We start from the raw sequence: 25,771 nt of genomic DNA, 5'->3' as shown, positions 1-25,771 counted from the left end.
TCAGGGCCGCAACGCGCGCAGGACCGTGTCGACCAGGGCGTCGGTGTAGGCGTGGTCGATCGGTCCGGTGCGCAGCAGCCACCGGTGCTGGAACGGGCCGTTGAACATCTCCACGGCCAGGTCCAGGTCGACGTCGGCGCGGACCTGGCCGGCGTCCTGCGCGGATCGCAGTCGATTCCGGAAGGCCACGATGTTGGGCTCGGTCAGGTGTTCGTAGACGGCGCGGGCGAATTCTTCGTCGTTCTGGATCTCCGCGGTGAAGGCCCGGGTGGTGCGGTCCATCGTGGAGTCGACGAACTCGTCGGCGGTGGCCCGAAAGACGGTCCTGAGGTCGGCGGCCAGGTCGCCGGTGTCGGGCAGGGGTTCACCGGCCTCCGAACCGGTGAGCCGGGTGAACACGTCGAAGACCACGGCGGCTTTGGAGGGCCACCACCGGTAGATGGTCTGTTTGCCGACCCGGGCGCGAGAGGCGATGGCCTCCATCGTCAGTCTGGCGTAACCGACCTCGCCCAGGAGTTCGGCGGCCGCGTCGATGATGGCGTTGCGCGCGCGTTGGCTGCGCCGGCGGGGATCCGGTGCCCGGCGGGTCTGTTCGGCGGTGTTGTCTGCCATGGTTCCAAGGTAGTGGCTCAAAATGACGAGACGTCTCGTATTGACGCCGCTATGATCAAGGGGAGTCCGTTTGGCGAGACGTAGTGTCTCGCACTATTCGAACAGGAGGACTCCGTGGCGAAGAACAACAACATGCTCGGCATGGGCGGGCAACGCACCACTGTGGCCCGTTCCACTCTGCGCGGTGGCAAGGCGGGGGACAAGGGCGGAGCGACGGGGGACGCCCGGGAGCGCAAGGAGGAACTGCTGCGCAGGTTCCGGGAGAAGAACACCGTTCCGAGGAGCGAGACCTCAGATCGGTGAACCCACCGGCCAGGATCGTCCCTCGGGGTCGTCCAGCCATAGCCGCTGACCACCGTCGGGGTCCACGGCCAACCCGAACCGGTCCGGCTCCGGCCGGCCCAGATCGGCCCAGAGCCTCAAGGCATCCTCGAACTCGTCCCAGATGCTGCGCGGGCCGCCTTGCTCGACCATCCACGAAGTGCCGTAGGGATAGATCCGCACCCAGGAATCACCCCTTCGATCGCACAGCCACAGGCCCGATCCGGTACCGATCCAGCGCCGCCGCATCCGCCAGTCCGGCACCATCACCGACAGGGCGAACGCGGACGCGAAGGTCAGCAGGGGCGATACCGGGTCCTCCTGGGTGAGACGGTACTCGTCGGGCTGTTGTCCGGTGTCTCGTACCGGCGGTGATGAGGACCCCGGGGTGCGCAGCGCCACGAACCCCACGCCTCCGTGGAAACGGCCCAGCGCGGCGCCCCCGGCTCGACGTTCGAGGCGCATGAGCACTCCCGCGCTCTCCAACAGGCCCCACGGGCACACGACCAGCCCGCCCTCGACCAGCTGTTCCAACCAGGCACCCGGCACCCGGCGCACCCCGCAGACACTGATGATCCGGTCGTACGGCGCGCCGTCCGGGTGCCCGGAATGGCCGTCCGCCAGGTGGGTGGCGGGGGACAATCCGGTGTCGTGCAGTGCCCGCCGGGCCGCGCCCAGCAGTCGGTCGTCGATCTCCAAGGAAGTCACGGCCCGGTCGCCCAGCCGGTGGGTGAGCAAGGCCGTGTTCCAGCCCGTTCCGGTGCCCACCTCCAGCACCCGCTGACCGTTGGCGAGGTCGGCCAGTTCCAGTATCCGCGCGAGCACGGTCGGCGCCGAACTGCACGAGGTGGCCGGACCCTGGCGAGATCGACGTTGCCGAGGGGCCTCCGGCCCCTCCAAGCGGGTGACGATGGCGTTGTCCGTGTAGACGGCGGCCAACCAGCGGTCCGGGTTCCCCTCGGCGCTCAGCGTGCCGCCGCGCGCGGTCACCGCGCCCGTCTCCGGGATGAACAGGTGGCGGGGCACGGCGCGGAACGCCTCCACGAGGGCGGCGTCCCTCAGTGTGCCGTCCGCGATTATCGCCTCGATCAGTGCCGAGTTGCGCTCCCTTGCGGTCAACACGTCCTCAGTCCCCTGGTCGTCGCTGGTCGGATGCGGTGTCGGAGGACACCGAAGGGGTCGAGCGACCCTGTCGCCATCATGTCAACCGAGGCCGCTCCCCGCCGCTCTCTTGGGGCTTTTCGCTGGTGAAATCGGGTCAACGGTGCGACCAAGTCCTCCCCGTGACGAACCGGGATCCGAGCCGCTCGATCGGCTCGTCGAACGAAGCGCGAACGGCACCGGATGTACCGACTACCCTCACAGACGAGTGACATCCGGAAAGAGACCCAGCACCTCGAGTGCGGCGAGGAGACGGCCGTGAACCCTGGCGGAATGGACATGCAGGCCCTGCTCCAGCAGGCCCAGCAGATGCAACAGCAGCTTGTGGAGGCGCAGCAGGCCCTGGAGGAGGCCGAGGTCGAGGGCACCTCCGGTGGTGGCCTGGTCAAGGTCAAGCTGAGCGGGCGCGGACAGGTCGAGGACATCACCGTCGACCCCAAGGCCGTCGACCCCACCGACGCGGAGGAGACCTCCCAGACCATCGCGGACCTGGTCCTGGCGGCGATCCGCGACGCCGAGGCGCAGGTCGAGCGTCTCCAGCAGGAGAAGATGGGCCCGCTGACCGAGGGCATGCCCGGAGGTGGCGGGATCCCCGGTCTCCCCGGCTTCTAGGCGGTGTTCGTTTCGCGACGCCGCTAGCGCTTCGGCGTGTTCGGGCGCCGAATAAGTCAGGAACGGGTGCAAGGGGGCACAGCGGCGCCTTCGGTGTGATGGCGAAAAGCGTGCCGTCCCACCGCCGGCACCTCCCCGGGTTGCCAATGAACAGGGCCTGACGGCGCCCGAACGGTGACCCCCCGTGGTTCGAGAAGCAGGGACCGGCCTCCCTTCCTGACGGGCCGAGGCCTTGTCGGAAGGATCGAGGAGACGGCGCCGTCCCGGTGAAACGGCCGGGGCGGCGAGGCCGGGCCACCTCCTCTCCTTCGCCGGCCCCTGTCCGAAGAGGTCACCGGCCCCCGATACGGTGGGGACCACAAGGGGCGACAACGGCCCCGCCGGGGTGATCCCGGTTCCGACCGAGTGGGTAGGCATGTACGAAGGCGCGGTTCAGAATCTGATCGACGAGCTCGGGCGGCTGCCCGGCGTCGGTCCGAAGAGCGCGCAACGCATCGCCTTCCACCTCCTGTCCGCCGAACACGCGGACGTCAAGCGCTTGGTCAACGCGCTCGTCGAGGTCAAGGAGCGGGTCCGCTTCTGCTCCGTCTGCGGCAACGTCGCCGAAGAGACCGAGTGCCGAATCTGCCGTGACGCCCGTCGCGACACCACGATCATCTGTGTCGTGGAGGAGTCCAAGGACGTCGTCGCCATCGAGCGCACCCGGGAGTTCCGGGGCCGCTACCACGTGCTCGGCGGCGCCATCAGCCCCATCGAGGGCGTGGGACCGGACGACCTGCGCGTCAAGGAGCTCATGACCCGTCTGGCCGACGGCCAGGTGACCGAGCTGATCCTGGCGACCGATCCCAACCTGGAAGGGGAGGCCACCGCGACCTACCTGGCGCGGTTGGTCAAACCCATGGGGCTGAAAGTCACCCGCCTGGCCAGCGGTCTGCCCGTCGGCGGCGACCTCGAGTACGCCGACGAGGTCACTTTGGGTCGTGCCTTCGAAGGCCGCAGAAGCCTGGAGTTCTAGCTCACATTCTCCCGTAATGGGGACGAAATATGAGTAACCTCCGTTCGAGCGGGTAGGCCCGAGCGCTGGTGTGTCAAGACGCCACGCCCTCCCGTCGCAGGTCGGAGCGGGTACGGCGAGGTGTCGACGACTACACTCCCTTGTGAATTGTCTTGATCCCAACTCCTCAGGAGCATCGATCGTGGCCCTAATCGTGCAGAAGTACGGTGGGTCTTCCGTGGCCGACGCGGAAGCCATCAAGCGAGTAGCCCAAAGGATCGTGGCTCAGAAAAAGGCGGGACATGACGTCGTGGTCGTCGTCTCCGCGATGGGCGACACGACCGACGAACTGCTGGACCTGGCCGAACAGGTCTCCCCGATGCCGCCCGCCCGCGAGCTCGACATGCTCGTCACCGCGGGTGAGCGCATGTCCATGGCACTCGTGGCCATGGCCATCGAGAACCTCGGGTACGAGGCTCGCTCCTTCACCGGCTCCCAAGCCGGAGTCATCACCACGTCGTTGCACGGCAACGCCAAGATCATCGACGTGACGCCCGGGCGTATCCAGGAAGCCGTCGGCGAGGGCGCGATCTGCATCGTCGCCGGTTTCCAGGGCGTCTCCCAGGACACGAAGGACATCACGTCCCTGGGCCGTGGCGGTTCGGACACCACGGCCGTCGCTCTCGCGGGTGCGCTCAACGCCGACGCCTGCGAGATCTACAGCGACGTGGACGGCGTGTTCACCGCCGACCCGCGTGTCGTGCCCACCGCTCAGCGCATCCCGCAGATCTCCTACGAGGAGATGCTGGAGATGGCCGCGAGCGGCACCAAGATCCTGCACCTGCGCTGCGTCGAGTACGCGCGCCAGTTCAACATCCCCTTGCACGTCCGCTCGTCGTTCAGCCAGAAGCCCGGCACGTGGATCGTTTCGGAAGTCGAGGAAAGCAAAGGCATGGAACAGCCGATCATCTCCGGGGTCTCTTTCGACCGGAGCGAAGCCAAGATCACCGTCGTAGGCGTCCCCGACAAGGTCGGTGAGGCCGCGACGATCTTCAAGGCGCTCGCGGACGCCGAGATCAACATCGACATGATCGTCCAGAACGTGTCGGCGGTCTCCACCTCGCGCACCGACATCTCCTTCACCGTTCCCAAGGACTCCGGCAAGCAGGCCGTCGACGCCTTGAAGAAGGTCCAGGACAAGGTCGGTTACGACTCCCTGCGTTACGACGACAAGATCGGCAAGGTCTCGTTGATCGGCGCCGGTATGCGTTCCTACCCGGGTGTGACCGCCCGCTTCTTCGACTCCATCGCCACTTCCGGCACCAACGTCGAGATGATCTCCACCTCGGAGATCCGCATCTCGGTCATCGTCGAAGAGGACCAGGTCGACGCCGCGGTCCAGGCCGCGCACAGTGAGTTCCAGCTCGACGCCGACCAGGTCGAAGCTGTCGTCTATGGAGGTACCGGCCGATGAGCAACCGTCTTCCCACCCTCGCCCTCGTCGGCGCGACCGGCGCGGTCGGCACCGTCATGCGTGAGATCCTCAGCCGGCGCGAGAACGTCTGGGGCGAGATCCGTCTCGTCGCCTCCGCGCGCAGCGCCGGCAAGGTCCTGAGCGTTCGCGGCGAGGACGTCGTGGTCCAGGCCCTGACCCCCGAGGTCTTCGACGGCGTCGACGTCGCCATGTTCGACGTACCGGACGAGGTGTCCAAGGAGTGGGCGCCGATCGCCGCCGCCCGCGGCGCGGTCGCCGTCGACAACTCCGGCGCCTTCCGGCTCGACCCGGACGTCCCGCTGGTGGTGCCCGAGGTCAACTCGGACCAGGTCCGCAACCGTCCGCGCGGCATCATCTCCAACCCGAACTGCACCACCCTCTCGATGATCGTGGCGATCGGTGCCCTGCACCGCACCTACGGCGTCAAGGAACTCGTGGTCTCCTCCTACCAGGCCGCCTCCGGTGCCGGTCAGGAGGGCATCGACGTCCTGCGCGACCAGATGGCCAAGGCCGGTTCGGACCGCACCCTCGGTGACAAGGGTGGCGACATGCGCGAGGCCGTCGACGAGCTCGGCCCGTTCCCGGCGCCGCTGGCCTACAACGTCGTGCCGTGGGCGGGTTCGCTCAAGGACGACGGCTGGTCCTCCGAGGAGCTGAAGGTCCGCAACGAGTCCCGCAAGATCCTGGGCCTGTCGGACCTGAAGGTCTCCGCGACCTGTGTCCGCGTCCCGGTGATCACCACGCACTCGCTGGTCGTGCACGCGACCTTCGACAGCGAGGTCGCCGCCGACGACGCCCGCAAGCTGCTGGGCGCCGCCGAGGGCGTCGAGGTCCTGGACGACCCCGCCAAGGGCGAGTTCCCGACCCCGAACGACGTGGTGGGCACCGACCCGACCTGGGTCGGTCGTATCCGTCAGTCGATCGACGACCCCAAGTCGCTGGACCTGTTCCTGTGCGGGGACAACCTGCGCAAGGGCGCCGCGCTGAACACCGCGCAGATCGCCGAGGTCGTGGCCAAGGAGTTCACCCAGGCCTGATCCGTGGCGGGTTCGGGTGTCCGCTCCGGATGCCCGGCCGGTCGGGTGTGACCTGAGGGCGGTGGTCGGTCCCTCCTACGGGAGGGACGGGCCACCGCCCTTCGTCGTGTCCGGCTCAGGTCGGGGGTCGGAGGCCGCGGGGTCGACCCAAGGACAATTTGTAGAGGAGGCGACACTGTTCGGCGGAACCGATGAGGTCGGAGGTCTCCACCGGACGATCACCGCTGAAGTGGGTCCGTTCCACGACGAGGACGGGGACCCCGGGCGGGATGTCCAGTAGTTCGGCCTCCGTGTCGCGCAGGGAGCGGATCCCGACCTCCTCCACGACCCGGTCGACGGGATGTCCCACGAAGCCGAGCCGTTCGAGGGGGCCTACGTCGGCGGTGTCGAAAGGGGTACGCAGGGTTCCGGCGGTGAGGATCGCCGGCTCCCACGAGAGGTGCAGGGTGACCGAGCGGTCGCCGTGCAGACCGCGGGAGGTGGTCCGGTACACCGGGTCGCCGTCACGCAGACGCAGCCGGGCGGCGAGCCGGCCCGAACCACGTTCCTGTTCGGTGCCGACCCGTTCCCGGATCAGCCCGCCCAGTCCGGAACCCGAGGTGGCGTCGGTGCGGGAGAGCCTGAACACCTCGGGGACGGCACGAACGAAGTACCCGGATCCGGGTCTGGACTCGACGAGACCCTCGGTGACCAGGAGCCGCAGCGCGGTGCGGGAGATCTGCTCGCTGACCCGGTAGGAGCGGGCCAGGCGGGTGCGGGAGGGCAACCGGGTTCCCGGGGTCATCTCCCCGCTGAGGATGGGAGCGCGCAGTTGTTCGGCCAGCCAGAGGTATCGGGGTCGCCTGGCCACCGTTCACCGGACCCTTGGAGCGTGGGCCCCGGGGTGTGCGCGGGCTCTCGTGATTCGGTGGTCGAGGGTGCCGGTTTCCCCGGCGGCGCCGGTCGGGGGTCGGAGGGTCGAAATGTTGCTGCCAGTTCGCCGAAGCTCGCCCATGGAACCAGTAAAGCAGTGGAAAGGCCTGGTGGGGGGCGCTACCGGAAAGTAGGGAGTTCGACCGCGAGAGGACCACGGAACCGGAATCCGTGGGGCACAAGGGGGAAACGCCCGTAACCGAAGGAATGTACTCTCTTGATGCCCGTGATTATTACCCTGTGTAGCAGGTTAGCCACATCATGCTTGGGGGAGTCATGATCACGAACCTGTCGGAGACACCGCAGTTGGAGCGACTGGCCCAACTGACGGACACCAGCGGTCGGACGGTCGCCTGGATGGGCGGGATCACCGGTGTCCTCGTCGGACTCGCGTTCCTCGCGGTCGTGGTGATGGTCGTCGCGGCGGTCGTCTCCGCTCTCGCCAACAGTGACACCTCGACCGGGGGCAAGCTCCTGTGGGTGATCTTCATCCTCTGGTTCCCCTTGTTCGGTGCCATCGCCTGGTTCGTGGTCGGCAAGAAGGGCCACCTGAACCGGTTCCTCGGGATCGACAGGGGGCGGGCTCGCCACACGATCCCCGTCAGCGTCGGCCAGCACAGCGACGTGGTGCCCGATCGGACCAGGCTCGGGCACGTCTGAATCGACCCGCCCGAGCGTCGGAGCGAAGGGCTTGTCCACAGGCTGTGGACAGGCCCTTCGCCTTTTGTGCTCATCGTCCTGTCGCCAAGTCGCCGTGTCCTCAAGTCGACGTGTCACTAAAACACTGTGTCGCCAGAACTCCGTGTCGCCAGAACGCTTGCCGTGTCGTCGACCGGTCGACCTCGCGCTCACGAGGTGGGGTGGCCCTCCTCCAACGCAGTGTGGCGTCCCGACGCGTCACGGACGAGCCGCAGCACCGACGTCACGGAGCGCCGGGGGATGGGACCGTAGACGTGGGGGAAACGCACGTCGGAGCGCACCCCGGGCGGGGGGACCGGGGCGGCGGACTCCCAACGGACCTCGGCGTCCAGCAGGCCGGTGTCCACCACCAGGACGACCAGGGGTTCGGCCGGTTCGGCGTAGAAGGCGTTCGCCACGGCGAGCATGGTCGCCTCGTCGGGGGAGGCGTGGAGGTATCCCTCGGTGTCCAAGGACGCGGCTTCGATGTCCCCGCCGGCCGACCACCGGGAGAGCTCGGTCAGGTGCAGTACAAGGCTCATGGGCGGACGTTACCCGCCCGGATCAGGGATTGCCGGTGACACAGAGCCCGTAGTCGCTGATCCGGTAGGCCTCACGCCACCCACCACCGGGCATCGGAACGGTGTCGCCGTTGTCGGTCAGGGAGAGGTCCTCGGGGGTGCGGATCCCCAGGGCTTCGGCGGTCTCCAGCACGAGCATCGCCAGGCGCACCGCGTTGACCTCGTCGAAGCGGTAGGCGGGAGAGACGTGGGTGACGTCCATCTCCAGGTGGCGTTCCTCGGTGGCCTCGATCCAGCCGAGTTCCTCCGGGGCGGACGCCTCGGGGTCGTTCCGCAGCGCGTCGGCCGCGACCTTGTCCAGGCCCAGGCGCACGTGTTCGCCGAGCTCGAAGTGGAAGACCCAGGGCCCGCCCTCCTCACCGGGGAAGCGACCGTGGAAGCCGAAGGAACGTTCGTGGTCCATCGCGGTCAGTTCCGCGGGCATGTCGCGAAAAACGTCGACCAAACGACGCGCGTAGGACTTCCAGTCGTCGAACCGGGTGATTCCCGCGATGTTCATGCCACCGACGTCGCCGGTCATGGAAACCCCGAGGAAACCGGCGGTCGTGTCACCCCCGTGCTCACGCTGGTACCAGTACCAACCCTCGGCGGGGGAGGTCGGGACCAGGCACAGGACCGGGCCGTCACGGCCGGCACGCAGGTCCAGGCTGTGCTCGCTCCGGCGCCAGCGTAGGAAGGGAGCGCCCCAGTAGGGGCTCTCGTCATGGAAGGGGCTCTCGTCGTCGGAACCGATGACGTTCGGTTCGCCCAACCCCTGGCGCAGGGCACGGCCCGCGTCACGGAACGCCTCGACCTGTTCCCGTGTCCCGGTTCCGACCCGCCCCAACGGGAAGTGCAGGCCGACGTACTCCTCCCGGGTCACGTGGATCCCCATGAAGTCGTCGACCGGGCGCAACCACGCGTCACCGTAGGAGCGTGTACGCAGGATCGGTCCCCACTCTCCGGCCTCCCAACGCCAACCCTCTTCGACCGCCATCCGAGACAGATCGGCCTCGGTCCACTTCCCGGGGTCGACGTTCCGGAGCAGCGTGCCGAGGGCACCGATCCGCTCGGCTGGCCAGAGGTGGTTCGTCATACTGTGCGGCCTTTCCATGGTGATGCGTCGATCATGCCGGCTATGGCGAACGCCCCGGCCGGAGGACCCGACCGGGGCGTTCGACTTCACCGACGCACGAAGCGCCACCGATGACCTACAGGATGATCCGCATGGGCTCTTCGAGGATCTCGGCGAGGTCCTTGAGGAACGCGGCGCCGACGGCACCGTCCACCGCACGGTGGTCGACGGACAGTTCCAGGGAGATGCGGTTGCGCACCCGCACCTCACCGTCCACGACCGTCGGCTCCGGACGCATGGCGCCCACGGCCAGGATCGCGGCCTCCGGCGGGTTGATCACCGCGGAGAAGCTGTCCACGCCGAACATGCCCAGGTTGGACACGCTGAACGTGCCGCCGCTCATCTCCTGCGGCTTGAGCTTGTTGTCGCGGGCCTTGCCGGCCAGGTCACGCGTGCGGGTGGAGATCTCCGACAACGTGGCCTTGTCCGTGTCGTGCAGCACAGGAACGACCAGACCGGCGTCCACGGCCACCGCCACACCGACGTTGACGCGGTGGTGCTGGACCAGCTTGTCCTCCACCCAGGAGGTGTTGACCGCCGGGTGGAGCTTGAGCGTGGTGGCGCACGCCTTGACGATCAGGTCGTTGAAGCTGATCTTGACGCCCGTGCTCGACAGCTGCTCGTTGATCTGGGCGCGGAAGGCCTTGAGGGCCTCGGCGTCGATCGCGCGGCGCAGGTAGAAGTGCGGGACCGTCTGCTTGCTCTCGGTCAGACGGCGCGCGATCACCTTGCGCACGTTGCTGGTCTTGAGCTCCTCGGAGTCGCGAGCGTCATCGAAGGACTGCGCCGCTGGTGCCTTGGCGGGCGCGCTCGGGGCGGCCTTTTCCTCGGCGGGAACGTCCTGGGCGGCGTACCCCTCCTTGGCCGCGGCCTCGATGTCGGCGCGCACGATCCGCCCCTTGGGGCCGGAGCCCTGGACCTTGGTGATGTCCAGACCGTACTCCTTGGCCAGCCTGCGGGCCAGGGGGGAGGTGCGCGGACGAGGGCCGTCGACGTCGCCCGCCGGAGTGGTGGGCTCGGCGGGGGCGGAGGAGGTCGCCTCGGCGGGCTCCTCCTCGCCCTTGGCCTCCTCCTCGGGCTCGGCGGCCTTCTCCTCGGCGGCGGGAGCGTCAGAGCCACCCGACTCCTCGGGCACCGCGTCCGGGGAATCGCCGATGATGCCGATGACCTCACCGATCGCCACGGTGTCGCCCTCGGAGGCGGTCTGCTTGACCAGGTAACCGTCCTCGTAGGCCTCGTACTCCATGACGGCCTTGTCGGTCTCGATCTCGACCAGCACGTCACCGGAGGAAACCTCGTCCCCCACCTTCTTCACCCAGGTGGAGATGACGCCTTCCTCCATGGTGTCGGAGAGGCGCGGCATGTGGATCTCGCTCATTGAATCTCCCTCTACCCGACCCGTTTGCCGACGGCGCTCAGGGTCTCCTTGATCACGGTGCTGATCGACTCGATCGACGGCAGGGCCGCGGTCTCCAGCGGCTTGGCGTAGGGCATCGGCACCTCGGCCATGGCCACTCGACGAACCGGAGCGTCCAGGTAGTCGAAGGCCCCCTCCTGGATGGAGGCGGCGATCTCCGCGCCGATCCCGTAGGTGAGCCAGTCGTCCTCGCAGATGACCGCGGAACCGGTCTTCTTGACCGAGTCCACGAAGGTCTGCCGGTCCAGCGGACGCAGGCTGCGCAGGTCGACGACCTCGACGCTGATGTCGTCCTCCTCGGCCAGCTTCTCGGCGACCTGGTTCGCGACCATGGCCATCCGGGAGTAGCCGATCAGCGTGATGTCGCTGCCTTCGCGAGTGACCGCGGCACGCCCGATGGTGGCGGCGTCGTCGTTCTCGGGCTCGGCGTAGTCGTCGGGGACCTCGCCCTTGGAGTTGTACAGGCCCAGGTTCTCCAGGAACAGCACCGGGTCGTCGTCGCGGATGGCCGCGCGAAGCATCGAGGAGGCCTCGGCCGGGGTGCTGGGAGCCATCACCTTGAGGCCGGGGATGAAGGAGTAGAACAGCTCGATGTTCTGGGAGTGGGTCGCGCCCAGCTGCTGGCCGCCGCCCCCGGGGGTGCGGATGACCAGGGGAACGCTGGTCTGGCCACCGAACATCCCGTAGATCTTGGCGGCGTGGTTGATGATCTGGTCGATGGCGATCAGCGAGAAGTTGATCGTCATGAGCTCGACGACGGGGCGCAGGCCGAGCATGGCGGCGCCGACGGCCGCGCCGACGAAGCCTTCCTCGGCGATCGGGGTGTCCTTGACGCGCCGGGGGCCGAACTCCTTGAGGAGGCCCTCGGTGATCTTGTAGGAGCCCTCGAAGACACCGATCTCCTCGCCGATGACGAGGACGTTCTCGTCGCGCACCATCTCGGCGCGCAGAGTGTCCCGCAGAGCCTGGCGGTATGTGATCACGGACATGTGACTGTTCCTTCCCTACTCCGCGAACACCGGGTCGGCGGGCATGCGCCGCGACTCGTTGGGAACCGGGGTGGCGTACGTGTAGTCGAAGAGCGTGGACGGGTCCGGGTGCGGGCTGTTCTCCGCGAAGTCGGCGGCCTCGGCGACCTCGGCCTTGACGGATGCGGCGATCTCGTCGCGGAGCTCGTCCGTGAGGACGCCGGCCTTGGTCAGCTGGGCGTCGAAGATCCGGATCGGGTCGTTCTCGTCGGAACGGGCCTCGTCACGCTGCTCTTCGGTGCGGTACTTGGCGGGGTCCACGACGGAGTGGCCCTTCTGCCGGTGGCTCCAGGCCTCCAACAGGAACGGGGTCTGCTCCTCGCGTGCGCGCTCGACCAGCCTGGCGGCGGTGTCGCGAACGGCCAGGACGTCGCGGCCGTCCACGCGCTCACCCTCCATCCGGAAGGCGGCGCCGCGCTTGTACAGCTCGGGCTCGGCGGAGGACATGTCGACGGTGGTGCCCATGCCGGTGAAGTTGTTGATCACCACGAACACGACGGGCAGGTTCCACAACTTGGCGAGGTTGAGGGACTCGTGCCAGGCGCCGATGTTGGTGGTGCCATCGCCCATCTGGCACATGACGACCTCGTCGCCGCCACGGTAGGTGACGGCCAGCGCCGCGCCGGTGGCCAGCGGCAGCTGTCCGCCGACGATGCCGTAGCCGCCGAGCATGCGGGTCTCGGTGTCGTACATGTGCATCGACCCGCCCCAGCCCTTGGCGACACCGTCGGTGCGCCCGTAGAGCTCGGCCATGACCCGCTTGGGGTCCATGCCCTTGCCGATCGCGTACCCGTGGTCACGGTAGTTCGTGAACAGGTAGTCGCGCTCCTGGAGGGCCGTCATCAGACCGACGACGGTGGCCTCTTCGCCGAGGTTGAGGTGGCAGTAACCGCCGATCCGGGCCTGGGTGTAGGCCTGGCCGGTGCGCTCCTCGAAGCGTCGGATGAACAGCATCTGGCGGTAGTAGTCGAGGAGTGTCTCCGGCTTCTCGTTGCCGAGACCGGTCGTGTCCTTGCGGGTGCGCCGCTTGGCCGTGGAGGCCCGTGCGGTCCCGCCCTTCGGCTTGGCCGTGTCAGCCATGTCGTGCCTTTCTACGTACGAGAAGGCCTGCCCTCCCGACCTGTGGGCCGGGTGGCCTGGCCCGCTCGGGCCCCGCTGTCAGGCGTGGCCCGAGCGTGTGTCGCCGCCGGGCTCATCGGTGGCGACACCGTGGCTGTTGCGGGGAGCGTCCGCCGGGGCCGTGGCCGGGCCCGCGTGTGGACGCGAAGTGAATCGGGTCGCGTGTGCAGTTGTCGCGCCGAAACCCTTGAGGGCATTGCTTCCCGGCCTGGAGGGCGGTAAGCATGCGCACAGAGGTGGCCCGAGTTCGTTCACCGGCCGGATGAACGACACCGTGCCACCAGGGCGTACGCGTGTAGCGGTGTGACGTGTGTCGCGCACACTCTACGTTCTGATCGATGATCGATCAATACAACTTTACGGGAGATACCCGAAGTTCCGCGCATAACACCAGATCGCTCCCGGATTCCGGAACCGAGACCCGGGCTGGACCGGGGGTCCTTCAGTGTCGACCCTCGTGGGTCTTCAGCGCCGCCTCGACGTAGTTCAGGACGTGGTCGCTGAGCAATCGGCCGACGGAGGGGTCCCCCTCGCGGAACGCCTTGGTGATCTGGGCGTGGTCGACCGCCTTGGCGTGCAGCTCCATGTCGAGCCACCGCACCGAGAGCGCGGTCCACACCTCCACGCCCAGGGACTCCCAGGTGTGCAGCAGCACGCTGTTGTTCGCGGCCCGTACGACCTCGCGGTGGAACTCCACGCTGTGCCGGATCTGGTCGGTGACGTCGCCCCTGGCGGTCGCGTCCCGCAGGGCCTCCACCTCCCGCTCCAGCGGTGACGGATCCTGGGCCAGGCGCGGGGCGGCCAACTGCGCGGCGACGAGCTCCAGACCGGCGCGCACGGGATAGATCTCCGCCATGTCCTGGACACCGAACGCCCGAACCCTGGCGCCCTTGTTGGGCACGGTCTCGATGAGACGCAGCGTCTCCAGCTCGCGTAGGGCCTCGCGGACCGGTGCCTGGCTCACCTTGAGCTCGGTGGCGACCCGACGTTCGACGATGCGTTCGCCCGGCTGCCAACGACCCGACAACAGGCCCTCGACCAGAACCTGCCGGATCTGCTCCCTCAACGGCTCACGGGCCAGTTTCGAGGGATCATCCGGCAACTGCGGGAGGTCGACCATCCAGGGCCCTTCCGTTCTCCGTCCCGGGTGTGACCGGCTTCGAGGCCCGCACACCACTGTCTGACAAGCTCTTTGAAGAGTGCCACACCCGGGTGGGTCGACCGGACCTTCGGGCACGGAGTGCTAACGAAGGAATCACGAACGGATCGCGGACGGGTGAAGCGGTCGGATCGGCCGGGGGAGGCTTCGGCAAAGTCCGAGGTAGAAGGATCACATTCGGGCCGTCGAAGCGCCAATGACATAGCGTGGCCGGGTAGGCTCACCTGTCGGCGATATCTGGAAAAGGCCGGATGGAATGTAGTGGACGTCACGGCCACAGCCCAAGGTGCCGCCTGACCTGCGCGAACTGAATTGGAGTGGGGCCGGCGCGGGTGGGGGACATCGACGACGACGATCTGTTCGTCTTGGAATGCCGAACCTGCGAAAGGCCGGTCGCGAACACCGCGAACCAGCCTGAAGGTTCGGTCGTCGAACCGGGTGCGGGAGGGAGGGAAATGCCCCTCGATACGTTACCGACACCAGGTGTCGACCCCGAGGCCCTCAGAACCAGTCCGACAACCGCGGCTAGCCCGTCCCCCACGCCCCAGCAGTGCCACAGGCAAGCCCACGACGTGTGAGACAGCACTGAGCACATGACGCATTCTCCGAGGACCAGGCGCACACGGTCCAGACAGACACCTCCGCCTCACGAACCGGAACGACGCAGACCCGAACCCGGTCCGTACAGCGGTCCCATACCCGTGGTCCGAGCCGACGAGCTCGCCCCGGGGCCGCCCGTCGTGCGTGCCGTGAAGTGGCCGAGTGTGAGCGAGATCGCGTGGGGGCTCGCCTCGGACCGACTCGCGATCATGTTCTTCGTGGCCCTGATCGTCGTGACGATGCTCGCTGCCGGGCCGTTGCATCCGGTCGACAACTTCCTCAACGACGCGCATCGGCCCTACTGGGACGCGTTGCGCGAGCCGCTGATCTACTGGCCCGACAACGTGGCCTCCCGTTACGTGGCCCTGCCGGTCCTGGGTGTGACCGCGGTCCAGCTGGCCTACTGGCACCGGAGCTGGCGGCCGATCATCCTGGGAGCGGGCGGCGTCTTCGGGGTGATGTCGATGGTCTCGGTGATGAAGCTGTTCATCAACCGGGGACACGCCAAGTACCAGGACCCGGACTTCTTCGCCGGGGCGGGGAACGTGGCCTTCCCATCGGGGCACGGGGCCAACGCGATCCTCATCTACGGGCTGGTGCTGTTCCTGATCATCAGGTTCGGCGCGGCCCGACCGCACATCATCAAACGCCTGGCGTACTGCATCGTGGGCATCGCGTTACTTCAGTCGACCGTGTCGATCTACCTACAGTTCCACTGGTTCACGGACCTGTTGGCCGGGATGATCGCCGGAGGGTTCGCGTTGCGGCTGACGATCCGTCTGGACCGGATGATCCCGCACGGACACACCGTCCACTGGTGGCCCTGGTACGGCAAGGAATCCGAGGTCGCGGCCTAGGTTCGACAAGAAGGAACACGAGGAGCGTCCGTCGAGGAGATCGACGGGCGCTCCTTTTTCGTCGGGGTACGCGCATCGATTCGGAATACCCGGAGGGGGTATGCGTTGTCGAGAGGAATGGACGGTATCGCGGACATTCGCTCCGAAGGAGCCCATGGAGGGCGCTTCCGGGGGGAAGGGGCGTAAGTATGAACACAGACACCCACGGTCACCCGGATCACACGGGGCACGATCACGGCGGTCACGGCGGTCATGGGGGCCATGGCGGCCATGGCGACCACGCGGCCATGTTCCGGAAGCGGTTCTGGTGGAGCCTGCTCCTGAGCGTGCCGGTGGTGTTCACCAGCCACATGGTGGCCGGCTGGTTCGGCTACGACGTCCCCGACGCGCTCACCTGGGTACCGCCGCTCCTGGGCACCGTCGTCTTCCTCTACGGCGGATGGCCCTTCCTCGCCGGTGTGCCCGCCGAACTGCGGGAACGCAAGCCGGGCATGATGACCCTGGTCGCCATGGCGATCACCGTCGCCTTCGGCTCCAGTCTGCTCGCCACGTTCGGTGTGGTCGGCACGGAACTGGACTTTTGGTGGGAACTCGTCCTCCTTGTCGTGGTGATGCTGCTCGGCCACTGGCTGGAGATGCGGGCGCTGGGCCAGGCGTCCGGAGCGTTGGAGGCCCTCGCCGAACTCCTGCCCGACCAGACCGAACGCGTGGGCGCCGATGATGAGGTCGAGGAGATCTCCATCGCGCGGCTGGCCGCCGGCGACACCGTCCTGGTCCGCTCCGGGGGACGCGTGCCCGCGGACGGCACCGTGCTCCAGGGCCGTGCCGACGTCGACGAGTCGATGATCACCGGCGAGTCCCGCACGGTCACCCGAACCGACGGCGACCGTGTGGTCGCCGGGACCGTCGCCACCGACTCCGCCCTGCGGGTTCGGGTGGACGCCGTCGGAGACGACACCACGCTCGCCGGGATCCAACGACTGGTCTCCCAAGCGCAGGAGTCGCGCTCACGTTCCCAGGCGCTCGCCGACCGAGCAGCCGGACTGTTGTTCTGGTTCGCCCTGTCCGCGGCCGTCCTCACCTCGCTCGTGTGGGGGCTGTTCCTCGGGGATTCCAGCCAGGCCGTCGAACGGACCGTCACGGTGCTGGTGATCGCCTGCCCCCACGCGCTCGGCCTGGCGATCCCGCTGGTCATCGCGATCTCCACGACCCTGTCCGCGCGCAACGGCATCCTGGTCAAGGACCGGCTGTCGCTGGAGCGCACCCGCCTGGTGGACACGGTGCTGTTCGACAAGACCGGCACCCTCACCAAGGGCACTCCCGCGGTCCTGGACATGACCGCCATGGACGGTGAGTCGCCCGAGCGCATGCTGTCGCTGGCCGGTGCCGTGGAGGCCGACTCCGAGCACCCCTCGGCGAAGGCGATCGTCGAAGCGGCCCGCGAGGCCGGCGAGGTCCCCAGGGCCACCGACTTCCACTCGCTGCCCGGACGTGGCGTTCGGGGGACCGTGGACGGGATCGACGTGCACGTGGGCGGACCCGCCCTGCTGGAGTCGCTGGGTCTCACCGAACCCGAGGACCTGGCCGAGCGCACCCGGTCCTGGCGGGACCAAGGCTCGACCGTGCTGCACGTGATCGATGACGGGGCCATCGTCGGGGCCTTGGCCCTGGCCGACGAGATCCGACCCGAATCCGCGTCCGCCGTCCGACAGCTCAAGGAGCAGGGCGTGCAGGTGGCCATCGTGACCGGTGACGCCCGCAACGTCGCCGACTCCGTCGCCGCAGGGCTCGGCCTCGACGAGGTGTTCGCCCAAGTGCTGCCCGACCAGAAGGACGCGGTGGTTCGTGATCTTCAGGATCGTGGCCGCCGGGTGGCGATGGTGGGCGACGGAGTCAACGACGCGCCGGCCCTCGCCCGAGCGGACGTCGGTATCGCCATCGGCGCGGGTACGGACGTGGCCATCGAGTCCGCCGGGGTGGTGCTGGCCTCGGACGACCCGCGAGGCGTGGTCTCCGTTCGGAAGCTGTCCAACGCGGGCTACCGGAAGATGATCCAGAACCTGGTGTGGGCGGCGGGGTACAACGTCGTCGCCGTGCCGTTGGCGGCGGGTGTCCTGGCGCCGGTCGGGTTCGTCCTGGCTCCGGCAGTCGGTGCGGTGCTGATGAGCCTGTCGACCATCATCGTCGCGCTCAACGCCCAGTTGTTGAGGGGACTGGACCTGCGCCCCGCCGACTGACCCGACCGAGCCTTGACTTCCGGATCTGGAAGCCGAGGCATTCGTGACGTAGCCGGCACATTCGGCGGCGAGTCGAAGTTATCCACAGCCTGTGGAAATCAGAGGTGACACGCCTCGCCCCTATGGCGCATCGTGGTTGTATCGGGGGGAGTTCGGTCTCCGTCGGTATCGCGCTGCCCACACTGCGAGAGCCCGACGCTACAAGTCCTCACTCTTCCCGGAACATCGATTGCGGGATATATTGCCTGTGGAACGAGTACACGAAGGCCCCCGGTTCACCCGGGGGCCTTCGCTCTTGGTCGTGTTCGGAGCGGGTCAGGACTTCACGCTGTCAATGAACGCGTGCCACTCGGGTGACATGAACGCCAGGTGGCCGTTATCCCGGTTCTTGGTGTCGCGGACAGCAGACAGTCCTGGGGTGTCCGCGACTTCTACGCAGTTCTGCTGCTGCGTGTAGGAGGACGTACGCCAGGAGGCCTCAGCAGGGAACGAGTACATCGGCTCTTCCTATCGGTTCATCATCTTCTTCAGGTACGGGATCGTCCGCTCCTCGTCCAACGCCGAGGTGCGAATGTGGTCCCACAGGCGCCGGTATCGTGCGATCTCGGTGTCTCGTTCGAGGTACAGGCCATCGGTGTAGGTCTCCAGATACACGATGGGTCCTGCTGGTTCGGCGAAGTCCATGATGACGAACGGGCCTGCTACGCCAGCATGCACCCCTGCGTCGGTGGGGAGCACTTGGAGGGTCACGTTGTTGGAGGAGTCCGCGAGATCGATCAAGTGCTCGATCTGTTCGAGCATGACTTCGGGGGCACCTGCGAGCCTTTGGAGCGCGTGTTCTTCGATAACGGCCCAGAGCTGGGTCGGATTATCGCCGGTAAGGATCTGTTGCCTACGGGTTCGGGCATCAACTGCACGCTGAATGTCTTCGGCATTGCGCCAGAGTCGTGCTCGTTGCATGAGCCTGGCCAACCCAGGTGTTTGTAGAAGCCCGGGTACACCGAAGGCCTCATAGTTCGCGATGCTCGTGGCTTCGGCTTCCAACTCGACGTAGGAGCCGGTGAGAATGTCATCGTAGCGAGTCCACCAGCCGCGCTGTTGGGCGTTCCTGACCAGTGTGAGGACGGCCTTGTGGCGAGGATCCGTTGTATCGACGCCGTACTCGTGGAGCAGGGCCCGGATCTCCACCACGCTCGGCCTCTTGCGCTCGCCTGTCTCGATGTGCCCGAGCTTCGCGCGGGACCACTCCACCCGCTTGGCGGCCTCCTCCAAGGAGAGACCCGCATCCTTCCGCATTCTCCGGAGCACGGCGGAGAGCTGGCGCCTCCGGATCGTGGGACTGGCTGCCACCTTGGCCTTCCTGGTGTGTGTGCGCTGCTTCTGTGTGCTGCTGATGGTAGCTCCCAATGCGAGAAACCGGACATTTAGCAATCTCAGGACTAGCAATCTATTTCATAGCACTTGAATCCTAGATTTCTAGGGTGCAAGATGTGGACTGTACTCGTTCTGTTGCGTCGTCCCGTTCCAGACGGCGCCCGAGCCAGGAGGTGCGCGCCCATGGCGCCCTGCTGTCCGAAACCCTTGCCCGCCGACGTGACGCACCGCAAGCGCACCAACCCGTTCGGTGCCCACCTCGACCGCTGTGCGGAGGCCGTGCGATGACCTACCTCGCCTCGGCCGACCTGCTGGCCGTCCGCTCCCTGGCCGCTGAGTCCGCCTTCTCCCTGGACCACCGCGTCGACCTGCCGATGAAGCACTCCACACCCGGGCACAGCGCCCAGGGCGAGGGGAGCCGGGCCCGCACCTTCGACTCGGGAATCGACGCCGCCGTGCTCCCCGCCCCCAAGGGCAGGCACCACCGGCCCGAACCGGCCCCTGAACCCGAACCCGTGGACCAGGACACCGGGTTCACCGTGATCGACCTGCGCGACCAGGACACCGGCTTCCGACTCCGGACCGAACCCGACCACCAGCGTGGAGAAGGTGCCCTGGCGGTGGTCATCGAACTGGACGCCTACCGCACCCACCACACCGGCCAGAGCCCGCCGCCCACCACACCCGAACCGGCCGAAGCCGGCCCCGTGCGCAGGCGCAGCCGCCGGGTACGCGGGTACGTGCGCGACCTGGAACCGGACGAGCGGGCTGAGTTCGCGACCTTGCGCAACACCATCCGCGCCTACCTTGGCCGACCGGGAAGGCGGGCGGCGTGACGCGACTGTGCGCAGCCCAAGGTGACACCGGGCGGGGTGAACGCTGGTACTGCATCGGTCGGGCCGACCACCCCGGTGCCCACACCGATGACCATGGCCGGGCCCGCTATCTTCCGGGCCAAGCCCTCCAAGAACTCGTCCACCGCTGGGGCCGCACCCACCGGGTGGCCTACACCGGCACCCTGTGGGTCGCCGTGCACCGTGACCCGCACACGCACTGGCGCACCGAGATCGAACCCACCCCCGAACTCCTCGAAGTCCGCCTCCGCGAGCACCACGGCCCACCGCCGGGCCCGGCACCCGAACTCGAACCCGGACCCGTGCCCGTGCCCGTGCCCGGTTCCGTCCCGCGACAGCGAGGAGCGACCCCGTGAAAACCAACGACCACGAAGGGGACGGCTACGACCCGACTCGCTACGCCCCCGACCTCGACGAACACGGCCAGGACACCAACCGACCCCTGGACGAGGAGGAGACCGCAGCACTGCATCGCCTGGACAACGGCCAGGGCTGGCTCGAACAAGGCCGCCACTTCCACCGACTCCACTGGCCGCGCACACCCGACCGGCCGCGCACACCCGACCGGCATCGCACGTAGGACACCCACGACCCCCGCGCGCCCGGGCCCGCCACCGACCCACCCCGAGCACGCGGGATCGACCTCGGTCGGGGCCGGACCCGCGCGCCCGGTCGGACGAGCCGAGATCGGCCCTCGACGGCTCACCGGAAGGCGGCGTCCACCGTGTGGCGCAACAGCAGTGCCGTGGTCACCGGTCCCACACCACCTGGAACAGGGGTGAGCGCCCCGGCCTTCTCCGACACGGCGTCGGCGTCTACGTCACCGACCAGGCCACCCTCCTCGGTCGGGTTGGTGCCCACGTCCACGACCACCGCGCCGGATCGCACATGGTCCGCGCCGATGAGCGCCGGCCGACCAACGGCCGCGACCAGCACGCGCGCGCGGGAAGTCACCTCGGGGAGATCACTCGTCCTCGAATGGCACACGGTGACCGTCGCGTTCCGATCCAACAACAGGTGGGCGAGGGGCTTACCGACCACGGTGGACCGGCCCACCACCGCGACCTCCACACCCTCCAACGCCACCTCGTGGTGTTCCAGGATCGTCACCACGGCTTCGGCCGTCGCCGGCGCGAACGCGGTCAGCCCGGCGGCCAGTCGGCCGAGTGAGGCGGGGTTGGCCCCGTCCACGTCCTTGTCGACCGGAATCCGTTCGGCGAGCTCCGATGCCGAGACGCCCTCCGGCAGCGGTGTTTGCAGGATGATCCCGTGCACCTTCGCGTCCCGACCCAGTTCGTCGAGACGATCCGCGATGACCTTCGCTGAAGCGTCCGCACCCAGGTCCACGACGTCGCAGGTGATGCCGACCTTCTCCGCCGCGCGGGCGATCGAGCTCACGTACCAGGCGCTACCTCCGTCATCGGTGGCCACCACCACGGCGAGCCGGGGAGGCCTGCCCTGCTCGCTCAGATCGGTGGCGCGTTCGCGCGTCTCCTGCCGGACCTGCGCGGCGATCTCCTTGCCCGAGAGCACGCTCATCGGCGGATCACCTCGCGCACCTGTTCGGTCACCCTGTCGGCGTCCGTCTGGACGGCGTCGACATCATCCGCCGACCGAGAGAGACGGAGCGCCATGTCCGAGTCCTTGACGCTCGGCCGGTTGATCTCGATGTTCACCCGGCTGGTGCCGGCCGCCGCCCGAGCGGCGTCCGCGGCGGCGGCCAGGTCGGTGATCAGGTTACGGTTGCCGATCGGAATCAGCTCCCCGGCCAGGTCGACGATTTTCCGGGCGATGGCGATCACCCTCATCGGTGGTCGAGCGGCCCCGGCGGCGGCGTCGGAGATCGCCTCCTTGCGGGCGGCATTCTCCTCGTCGGTGCCTCGGGGAAGTCCGTAGGCGTCGCCCATGGCTCCGAAGGCGGTCTCGTCGGCGTCGGCGCACTCCAGGGACCGGGCCACGAGTTCATCGGCGCTCTCGGTGATCCGAGCGATCTCGTCGGCGTGCTCGGCGTACTTCTCGCCGGTGCTGTATCGGGCGACCATCGCGATCAGGGCGGCTCCCTGCGCCGCGTGGAGTGCCGCTGCCGCCCCGCCACCGGGGGTTGGTTCCTTGGCCGACAACCTGGCCAGGTAGTCGCCGATCTTCTCTGTGGACAGCATGAGGCATCACCCGTTCGGTGGTGTTCGGAGGTTCCTCGAAATCCTGTCACGTGCCCGATCGCGAGGACGGCCCGATCGCCTGATCCGACTCGATGGGGAGCACTTGTTCCATTCCGCCCCTACCGGAGCCCGAATGGCTTTACCGTCGGCAGGAACAGGCCAGGGAGGAGCTCACGTGTACTGCGACTACTGCGGGTCCTGGAACGGCGGAGTGAACCAGAAGTGCCGGAACTGTCTACGTCCCCTGGGTGTCCGAGGGCGATCGTCCTCATGGATCGGAAGGTCCTAGTGCCTCCGGTGCATCCGGACCCCACCGAAGTCATCGAGGCCTGGATCCCCCACGACGCCCGCTGGCAGGCCCAGGCCCGTGAGCACGCCCGTCACGGCTCGGAGCGCCTGCGCCTCTACGTCACCGAGCTGGTGCGCGACCACCGCGACGGGACCAGGCCCATCAGCGACGACTTCGATCTGCGCACCCTGAAGACCGTGGTGGAGGACCTCCGGTCGGGCGGATTGAGCGACGTGGACTGGCGCCGGGTCGCCCAGGCCCTCACCCACCCGGGTCTCCGGTAGCCCCCGGGAGTGGCAGGTTTCGGCCACCGGTCTGGACCTGTGCGGTGGCGGGTGTCAGCGCAGATGCCGGTGTACCTCCGAAGCGAATCGAGGGGTCCCGGTGCGATCGAGCAGGGCGAGCACACCCGGCACGGTGGTGGGTTCTCGGCGGTATGAAGCGGCCTGCTTCTCCAACACCTGAAGCACCAGACCCGGGTAGAGGTCCAGTTGGTCCAGGAGGAAGTCGTCGGGGTGAACCGCCAGGAGGTCATAGGGGGCCAGAGCCGCGTTGGGAAAGTCTCTGGTGTTGAAGGTGACGATGACTTCCGCGTTGGCTCTGACCGCGGCGGCGAGGACATGACGGTCCTTGGGATCGTTCTTCATCCCGTCGACGAGCGTGTCGTATCCGTGGACCGTCGCGTCCGGGAACGCCCGGTTCATCTGACCTATGCGGCGATCCACCTTGTCCACGGGAATCCCCCGTTGGACGAGGTTGCGACTCAACTCATCAAGGACGTCCGCCGACCACAAGGGGCGGTACGCTCCGGCGGTCGCCAGACGAAGGAGTGTGTCGCACAAGTAGGCCGGATAGAGGACACAGGTGTCGAGGAAGGCTGGGAAGGCCAAGATCGTCCGTTCTCACCTGGTGTTCCGGGGGGCTGCGGTGGTGTCGTACAGGTCCATCTCCTCGGCCTCGGCGGCCATTCGGTCGAGGACCTGTTCACGCTCCCGTCTGGTGTGCTCCTGGTACTCCAGGACCTCCCGAAGCAGAACACGACGGTGACGTCCGCGCATGCTGAACGGGATCTCGCCCTCTTCCAGGAGTTTGACCAGAGTGGGGCGGGACACCGCCAAGAGATCCGCGGCCTCCTGAGTGGTCAACATGGTGTTGTGCGGGGCGATGGAGATCGCCAAGCCTTGGGAGAGCGCGGCGACCACATCCCGTAGGACCTCGTGGAGTTCCTCGGGAAGGTCGATCGCGGAACCGTCCGGGCCGACCAATCGGGCGTGTGCGCCGCCCTCATCGCCCATGTTCCGGGCGAATCGAGTCAGCTCGGAAAGATCGTCGGGAGGAAGGACCGTTCGTTCACGCAGTGTGCTCGCCATGGCTCGAACATACCATATTCGAAAAAAACGAAACTCCGTGGCAGGTTTCGGCCACCGGTCTGGACCTGTGCGGTGGCGGGTGACAGCATTGGTGCGTCGTGTTCGCCCTCTTGTAGCGGGAGGGGGCTCACGGCGAGGCCGCCGTCTCGACCGGTTACGAGGCGGCGGCCGTCCACGCCCGCGACGCGAGCGTGGAGCCGAAGGTTTCACGTGAAACACCCGGCCCCTCATTCGGCGCTGCGGCCTGCGATCACGTCCCGGTCCGAAGACCGCGCACCGGCTCCGGCAGGTCCAGGCAACGGCCCATCGCGCGCAGCCAACGATTGCCTCGAAGCCCCGGTTCCAGTGAGGACAGCGCCGCCGCGTACTTGCTGAACCGGGCCTCCCTCAGTCCCAGTCGGTGCAGTCGGCGTTCGGTCCGGGTGAGCCCGCCCCGGGTCTTGATCTCCAACAACACCACGTCCGGGCGCATCCGCACCGACCGGTCCCCCCGGTATCCGACGAGATCGGTGTCGACCGTGACGCGCTCCTGGCCACAGGACGACACCACCGTGGATCGTCGGTAATCCGTCACCGCGGCGGGCAGCAGCGTGTCGGGTGCCTCCATCCGGTAGGCGGTCAGGGAGCGATCGAGGAACTCCCGTGTCCGCGGGGTCAGCCGGTCCGAGGGCGCCTCCATCGGCAGCTCGATCCGCACCTTGTCGGTGACGCCGCGCGCCCCCTTCAGCTTCACCTCGAACATCTTGGTGCCGGTGTCCACGTAGGTGCGGGTGCGCACCTTGTACCGGAGCCGCCGACCCTGGCGGTGGTCGTGGAAGGTGCCCAGGTCCGGGGTGTCCATGTAGGCGGACGAGTACCGGAAGGAGGTCCGGCCCCCGATCTCCAGAACGCCGAAGTCCCGCTCGGCGCCCGCGAAGAGTTCCGGCATCAGTTCGATGGGGACCAGGTACTTGCGGCAGGTCCGGGACACCAGGGCGGCGCGCGCGTTCATCTCGCTCAGGGACACCGGGTGCAGTCCGGCGAGGCCGGGCGGGGGACCACCGGGAGGGAACTCGGGGGAGCGTCCGACGGCGAGGGACCCCGCCGGGCCGCCGGTGAGCGAGGGCCTCATCGTTCACCCCACCAGGCCGGCATGGAGTGACGACGCTCGCCCGGCAGCGGGCCCGGGGCCGCTTCGAGCCTCGGTTCCAGGAACCGAACGTCCACCACCATGAGGTCGCGCACGTAGTCCACCTCGGTGACCTCCACGTGCCGAACCTTGCCGCGCAGCCGACCCTCCAAATCCTGCCGGAGCGCGATGGGGTCCTCGTGCACCACGTCCAGCGTCATGATCCGCCGTTGGGTGCGGGGCAGGAGCTTGGGGTGGCCGGCCAGGTACAGCACACCCAGCAGCAGGATGTTCAGACCCACCATCACCAACGGGGGCGCGATCGCGTTGATCAGACCCAGGGCGATCGCGACGAAGTAGTAGCCGATCTCGCCCTGACTGATCAGGTCCGACCGCAGCCGCAGGATCGACAGCACACCGAACAACCCGAAGCCGACCGCGAGCCCCACCTCCTGGCGGGCCATCATCGCCACCACGGCGAAGATGCCGACGTTCAGTGCCACGTAGGCCAACAACAGGTCCCGACGGCCGTGCCGACGGAAGTAGAGGACATAGGACAACACCGTGATCGCGGCCAGGTCGACCGCCAACGCGAACCAGATCATGGTCATCATCCTGGGCACCGGCCGTGAGGTGATCATGAGTGCCGGATGAGGAAACCCTCATGATCGCCCGACCGTCCA

General features: G+C 67.8%; 29 protein-coding genes. 12 read left to right on the top strand and 17 right to left on the bottom strand.

Annotated elements, in window-relative coordinates:
• Window positions 1-612: a TetR/AcrR family transcriptional regulator gene (locus NLI01S_RS01990; protein ID WP_067598165.1), complete on the bottom strand. Its 612-nt coding sequence runs from the start codon at window positions 610-612 to the stop codon at window positions 1-3.
• Window positions 613-726: 114 nt separating this feature from the next.
• On the opposite strand from NLI01S_RS01990, the gene NLI01S_RS01985 reads away from it, so the two are divergent.
• Entirely contained in the window at window positions 727-915 is a 189-nt protein-coding gene (locus NLI01S_RS01985; RefSeq protein ID WP_067598162.1) for a DUF6243 family protein, read from the top strand.
• Here the strand turns inward: NLI01S_RS01985 and NLI01S_RS01980 are convergent.
• Window positions 904-2,052: an rRNA adenine N-6-methyltransferase family protein gene (locus NLI01S_RS01980; RefSeq protein ID WP_067598159.1), complete on the bottom strand. Its 1,149-nt coding sequence runs from the start codon at window positions 2,050-2,052 to the stop codon at window positions 904-906. The genes NLI01S_RS01985 and NLI01S_RS01980 overlap by 12 nt on opposite strands.
• Before the next feature lie 315 nt (window positions 2,053-2,367).
• Between NLI01S_RS01980 and NLI01S_RS01975 the strand changes: the two genes are divergently transcribed.
• The 4 genes from NLI01S_RS01975 (at window position 2,368) to NLI01S_RS01960 (ending at window position 6,232) form a co-directional block, all read left to right on the top strand.
• Window positions 2,368-2,706: a YbaB/EbfC family nucleoid-associated protein gene (locus tag NLI01S_RS01975; protein ID WP_067598433.1), complete on the top strand. Its 339-nt coding sequence runs from the start codon at window positions 2,368-2,370 to the stop codon at window positions 2,704-2,706.
• Between the two features lie 415 nt (window positions 2,707-3,121).
• Window positions 3,122-3,721, top strand: a complete 600-nt coding sequence (gene recR / locus NLI01S_RS01970) for a recombination mediator RecR (protein ID WP_067598156.1) — start codon at window positions 3,122-3,124, stop codon at window positions 3,719-3,721.
• A gap of 181 nt (window positions 3,722-3,902) precedes the next feature.
• On the top strand, window positions 3,903-5,174 hold the full coding sequence (locus NLI01S_RS01965) for an aspartate kinase (RefSeq protein ID WP_084392238.1): 1,272 nt from the start codon (window positions 3,903-3,905) through the stop codon (window positions 5,172-5,174).
• Window positions 5,171-6,232: an aspartate-semialdehyde dehydrogenase gene (locus NLI01S_RS01960; protein WP_067598151.1), complete on the top strand. Its 1,062-nt coding sequence runs from the start codon at window positions 5,171-5,173 to the stop codon at window positions 6,230-6,232. The genes NLI01S_RS01965 and NLI01S_RS01960 overlap by 4 nt, the downstream gene beginning before the upstream one ends.
• A gap of 115 nt (window positions 6,233-6,347) precedes the next feature.
• Here the strand turns inward: NLI01S_RS01960 and NLI01S_RS01955 are convergent, their stop codons facing one another.
• On the bottom strand, window positions 6,348-7,082 hold the full coding sequence (locus NLI01S_RS01955; protein ID WP_067598148.1) for a GntR family transcriptional regulator: 735 nt from the start codon (window positions 7,080-7,082) through the stop codon (window positions 6,348-6,350).
• Between the two features lie 338 nt (window positions 7,083-7,420).
• On the opposite strand from NLI01S_RS01955, the gene NLI01S_RS01950 reads away from it, so the two are divergent.
• Window positions 7,421-7,804 (top strand): PLD nuclease N-terminal domain-containing protein, encoded by a 384-nt coding sequence (locus NLI01S_RS01950; protein ID WP_067598145.1) that lies wholly within the window; start codon window positions 7,421-7,423, stop codon window positions 7,802-7,804.
• A gap of 188 nt (window positions 7,805-7,992) precedes the next feature.
• On the opposite strand, the gene NLI01S_RS01945 is transcribed toward NLI01S_RS01950, so the two are convergent.
• The 6 genes from NLI01S_RS01945 to NLI01S_RS01920 form a co-directional block, all read right to left on the bottom strand.
• Window positions 7,993-8,364 carry a DUF952 domain-containing protein gene (locus tag NLI01S_RS01945; RefSeq protein WP_067598141.1) on the bottom strand — a complete coding sequence of 124 codons (372 nt, stop codon included), beginning with the start codon at window positions 8,362-8,364 and terminating at the stop codon, window positions 7,993-7,995.
• A gap of 22 nt (window positions 8,365-8,386) precedes the next feature.
• Entirely contained in the window at window positions 8,387-9,478 is a 1,092-nt protein-coding gene (locus NLI01S_RS01940; RefSeq protein WP_067598138.1) for a hypothetical protein, read from the bottom strand.
• A 115-nt stretch (window positions 9,479-9,593) separates the two neighbouring features.
• Complete coding sequence (locus NLI01S_RS01935) at window positions 9,594-10,895, bottom strand: dihydrolipoamide acetyltransferase family protein (RefSeq protein WP_067598135.1); 1,302 nt, start codon at window positions 10,893-10,895, stop codon at window positions 9,594-9,596.
• An 11-nt stretch (window positions 10,896-10,906) separates the two neighbouring features.
• Complete coding sequence (locus NLI01S_RS01930) at window positions 10,907-11,923, bottom strand: alpha-ketoacid dehydrogenase subunit beta (RefSeq protein ID WP_067598132.1); 1,017 nt, start codon at window positions 11,921-11,923, stop codon at window positions 10,907-10,909.
• Between the two features lie 15 nt (window positions 11,924-11,938).
• Window positions 11,939-13,042 (bottom strand): pyruvate dehydrogenase (acetyl-transferring) E1 component subunit alpha, encoded by a 1,104-nt coding sequence (gene pdhA / locus NLI01S_RS01925; protein WP_067598128.1) that lies wholly within the window; start codon window positions 13,040-13,042, stop codon window positions 11,939-11,941.
• 481 nt (window positions 13,043-13,523) lie between these two features.
• Window positions 13,524-14,201: a GntR family transcriptional regulator gene (locus NLI01S_RS01920; protein WP_067598125.1), complete on the bottom strand. Its 678-nt coding sequence runs from the start codon at window positions 14,199-14,201 to the stop codon at window positions 13,524-13,526.
• 779 nt (window positions 14,202-14,980) lie between these two features.
• On the opposite strand from NLI01S_RS01920, the gene NLI01S_RS01915 reads away from it, so the two are divergent.
• Together NLI01S_RS01915 and NLI01S_RS01910 are read left to right on the top strand one after the other, a co-directional pair.
• On the top strand, window positions 14,981-15,697 hold the full coding sequence (locus NLI01S_RS01915; RefSeq protein ID WP_223809079.1) for a phosphatase PAP2 family protein: 717 nt from the start codon (window positions 14,981-14,983) through the stop codon (window positions 15,695-15,697).
• Window positions 15,698-15,885: 188 nt separating this feature from the next.
• The gene (locus tag NLI01S_RS01910; RefSeq protein ID WP_067598119.1) at window positions 15,886-17,934 is read left to right on the top strand and encodes a heavy metal translocating P-type ATPase; all 2,049 of its coding nucleotides are present in this window, start codon (window positions 15,886-15,888) and stop codon (window positions 17,932-17,934) included.
• 315 nt (window positions 17,935-18,249) lie between these two features.
• Here NLI01S_RS01910 and NLI01S_RS01905 read toward each other — a convergent pair whose 3' ends face one another.
• Window positions 18,250-18,432 (bottom strand): DUF397 domain-containing protein, encoded by a 183-nt coding sequence (locus NLI01S_RS01905; RefSeq protein WP_067598116.1) that lies wholly within the window; start codon window positions 18,430-18,432, stop codon window positions 18,250-18,252.
• A 9-nt stretch (window positions 18,433-18,441) separates the two neighbouring features.
• On the bottom strand, window positions 18,442-19,284 hold the full coding sequence (locus NLI01S_RS01900; RefSeq protein WP_084392237.1) for a helix-turn-helix domain-containing protein: 843 nt from the start codon (window positions 19,282-19,284) through the stop codon (window positions 18,442-18,444).
• A 308-nt stretch (window positions 19,285-19,592) separates the two neighbouring features.
• On the opposite strand from NLI01S_RS01900, the gene NLI01S_RS01895 reads away from it, so the two are divergent.
• From NLI01S_RS01895 to NLI01S_RS25900, 3 genes are read left to right on the top strand one after another with little or no spacing between them, the layout of a single operon-like run.
• Window positions 19,593-20,144, top strand: a complete 552-nt coding sequence (locus tag NLI01S_RS01895) for a hypothetical protein (RefSeq protein WP_067598113.1) — start codon at window positions 19,593-19,595, stop codon at window positions 20,142-20,144.
• Window positions 20,141-20,518: a hypothetical protein gene (locus NLI01S_RS01890; RefSeq protein ID WP_223809067.1), complete on the top strand. Its 378-nt coding sequence runs from the start codon at window positions 20,141-20,143 to the stop codon at window positions 20,516-20,518. The genes NLI01S_RS01895 and NLI01S_RS01890 overlap by 4 nt, the downstream gene beginning before the upstream one ends.
• Window positions 20,515-20,742 carry a hypothetical protein gene (locus NLI01S_RS25900; protein WP_190318337.1) on the top strand — a complete coding sequence of 76 codons (228 nt, stop codon included), beginning with the start codon at window positions 20,515-20,517 and terminating at the stop codon, window positions 20,740-20,742. The genes NLI01S_RS01890 and NLI01S_RS25900 overlap by 4 nt, the downstream gene beginning before the upstream one ends.
• A 122-nt stretch (window positions 20,743-20,864) precedes the next feature.
• Here NLI01S_RS25900 and NLI01S_RS01885 read toward each other — a convergent pair whose 3' ends face one another.
• Together NLI01S_RS01885 and NLI01S_RS01880 are read right to left on the bottom strand one after the other, a co-directional pair.
• Window positions 20,865-21,701 (bottom strand): bifunctional 5,10-methylenetetrahydrofolate dehydrogenase/5,10-methenyltetrahydrofolate cyclohydrolase, encoded by an 837-nt coding sequence (locus tag NLI01S_RS01885; protein WP_067598110.1) that lies wholly within the window; start codon window positions 21,699-21,701, stop codon window positions 20,865-20,867.
• A complete protein-coding gene (locus NLI01S_RS01880) occupies window positions 21,698-22,321 on the bottom strand; it encodes a cyclodeaminase/cyclohydrolase family protein (RefSeq protein ID WP_067598107.1) in 624 nt (207 codons plus the stop codon). Before NLI01S_RS01880 ends, NLI01S_RS01885 begins: the two co-directional genes overlap by 4 nt.
• A 288-nt stretch (window positions 22,322-22,609) precedes the next feature.
• Between NLI01S_RS01880 and NLI01S_RS01875 the strand changes: the two genes are divergently transcribed.
• The gene (locus tag NLI01S_RS01875) at window positions 22,610-22,894 is read left to right on the top strand and encodes a hypothetical protein (protein ID WP_067598105.1); all 285 of its coding nucleotides are present in this window, start codon (window positions 22,610-22,612) and stop codon (window positions 22,892-22,894) included.
• Between the two features lie 54 nt (window positions 22,895-22,948).
• Here the strand turns inward: NLI01S_RS01875 and NLI01S_RS01870 are convergent, their stop codons facing one another.
• The 4 genes from NLI01S_RS01870 to NLI01S_RS01855 all read right to left on the bottom strand — a co-directional run bounded on the left by NLI01S_RS01870 (window position 22,949) and on the right by NLI01S_RS01855 (window position 25,693).
• Entirely contained in the window at window positions 22,949-23,500 is a 552-nt protein-coding gene (locus tag NLI01S_RS01870; protein WP_067598102.1) for a PIN domain-containing protein, read from the bottom strand.
• A 12-nt stretch (window positions 23,501-23,512) separates the two neighbouring features.
• Window positions 23,513-23,980, bottom strand: a complete 468-nt coding sequence (locus tag NLI01S_RS01865; RefSeq protein WP_067598099.1) for a helix-turn-helix domain-containing protein — start codon at window positions 23,978-23,980, stop codon at window positions 23,513-23,515.
• A gap of 250 nt (window positions 23,981-24,230) precedes the next feature.
• On the bottom strand, window positions 24,231-25,091 hold the full coding sequence (locus NLI01S_RS01860) for a polyphosphate polymerase domain-containing protein (protein WP_067598096.1): 861 nt from the start codon (window positions 25,089-25,091) through the stop codon (window positions 24,231-24,233).
• On the bottom strand, window positions 25,088-25,693 hold the full coding sequence (locus NLI01S_RS01855; RefSeq protein WP_067598427.1) for a DUF4956 domain-containing protein: 606 nt from the start codon (window positions 25,691-25,693) through the stop codon (window positions 25,088-25,090). The genes NLI01S_RS01860 and NLI01S_RS01855 overlap by 4 nt, the downstream gene beginning before the upstream one ends.
• Between the last annotated feature and the right edge of the window lie 78 nt (window positions 25,694-25,771).

This window comes from Nocardiopsis listeri NBRC 13360, assembly GCF_001570765.1.
GTDB lineage: Bacteria > Actinomycetota > Actinomycetes > Streptosporangiales > Streptosporangiaceae > Nocardiopsis > Nocardiopsis listeri.
Note: the sequence above shows the minus strand (reverse complement) of the source record. Positions and strands in the feature narration are given on the sequence as shown.

Bases quoted from the DNA above. Each gene is read 5' to 3' on its own strand.
- NLI01S_RS01945 (WP_067598141.1), bottom strand. From the start codon at position 8,364: ATGAGCCTTGTACTGCACCTGACCGAGCTCTCCCGGTGGTCGGCCGGC.
- NLI01S_RS01895 (WP_067598113.1), top strand. From the start codon at position 19,593: ATGACCTACCTCGCCTCGGCCGACCTGCTGGCCGTCCGCTCCCTGGCC.
- NLI01S_RS01910 (WP_067598119.1), top strand. From the start codon at position 15,886: ATGAACACAGACACCCACGGTCACCCGGATCACACGGGGCACGATCAC.
- recR (WP_067598156.1), top strand. From the start codon at position 3,122: ATGTACGAAGGCGCGGTTCAGAATCTGATCGACGAGCTCGGGCGGCTG.
- NLI01S_RS01950 (WP_067598145.1), top strand. From the start codon at position 7,421: ATGATCACGAACCTGTCGGAGACACCGCAGTTGGAGCGACTGGCCCAA.
- NLI01S_RS01930 (WP_067598132.1), bottom strand. From the start codon at position 11,923: ATGTCCGTGATCACATACCGCCAGGCTCTGCGGGACACTCTGCGCGCC.
- NLI01S_RS01905 (WP_067598116.1), bottom strand. From the start codon at position 18,432: ATGTACTCGTTCCCTGCTGAGGCCTCCTGGCGTACGTCCTCCTACACG.
- NLI01S_RS01865 (WP_067598099.1), bottom strand. From the start codon at position 23,980: ATGGCGAGCACACTGCGTGAACGAACGGTCCTTCCTCCCGACGATCTT.
- pdhA (WP_067598128.1), bottom strand. From the start codon at position 13,042: ATGGCTGACACGGCCAAGCCGAAGGGCGGGACCGCACGGGCCTCCACG.
- NLI01S_RS01940 (WP_067598138.1), bottom strand. From the start codon at position 9,478: ATGACGAACCACCTCTGGCCAGCCGAGCGGATCGGTGCCCTCGGCACG.
- NLI01S_RS01960 (WP_067598151.1), top strand. From the start codon at position 5,171: ATGAGCAACCGTCTTCCCACCCTCGCCCTCGTCGGCGCGACCGGCGCG.
- NLI01S_RS01990 (WP_067598165.1), bottom strand. From the start codon at position 612: ATGGCAGACAACACCGCCGAACAGACCCGCCGGGCACCGGATCCCCGC.
- NLI01S_RS01935 (WP_067598135.1), bottom strand. From the start codon at position 10,895: ATGAGCGAGATCCACATGCCGCGCCTCTCCGACACCATGGAGGAAGGC.
- NLI01S_RS01975 (WP_067598433.1), top strand. From the start codon at position 2,368: ATGGACATGCAGGCCCTGCTCCAGCAGGCCCAGCAGATGCAACAGCAG.
- NLI01S_RS01920 (WP_067598125.1), bottom strand. From the start codon at position 14,201: ATGGTCGACCTCCCGCAGTTGCCGGATGATCCCTCGAAACTGGCCCGT.
- NLI01S_RS01885 (WP_067598110.1), bottom strand. From the start codon at position 21,701: ATGAGCGTGCTCTCGGGCAAGGAGATCGCCGCGCAGGTCCGGCAGGAG.
- NLI01S_RS01855 (WP_067598427.1), bottom strand. From the start codon at position 25,693: ATGATCTGGTTCGCGTTGGCGGTCGACCTGGCCGCGATCACGGTGTTG.
- NLI01S_RS01880 (WP_067598107.1), bottom strand. From the start codon at position 22,321: ATGCTGTCCACAGAGAAGATCGGCGACTACCTGGCCAGGTTGTCGGCC.
- NLI01S_RS01860 (WP_067598096.1), bottom strand. From the start codon at position 25,091: ATGAGGCCCTCGCTCACCGGCGGCCCGGCGGGGTCCCTCGCCGTCGGA.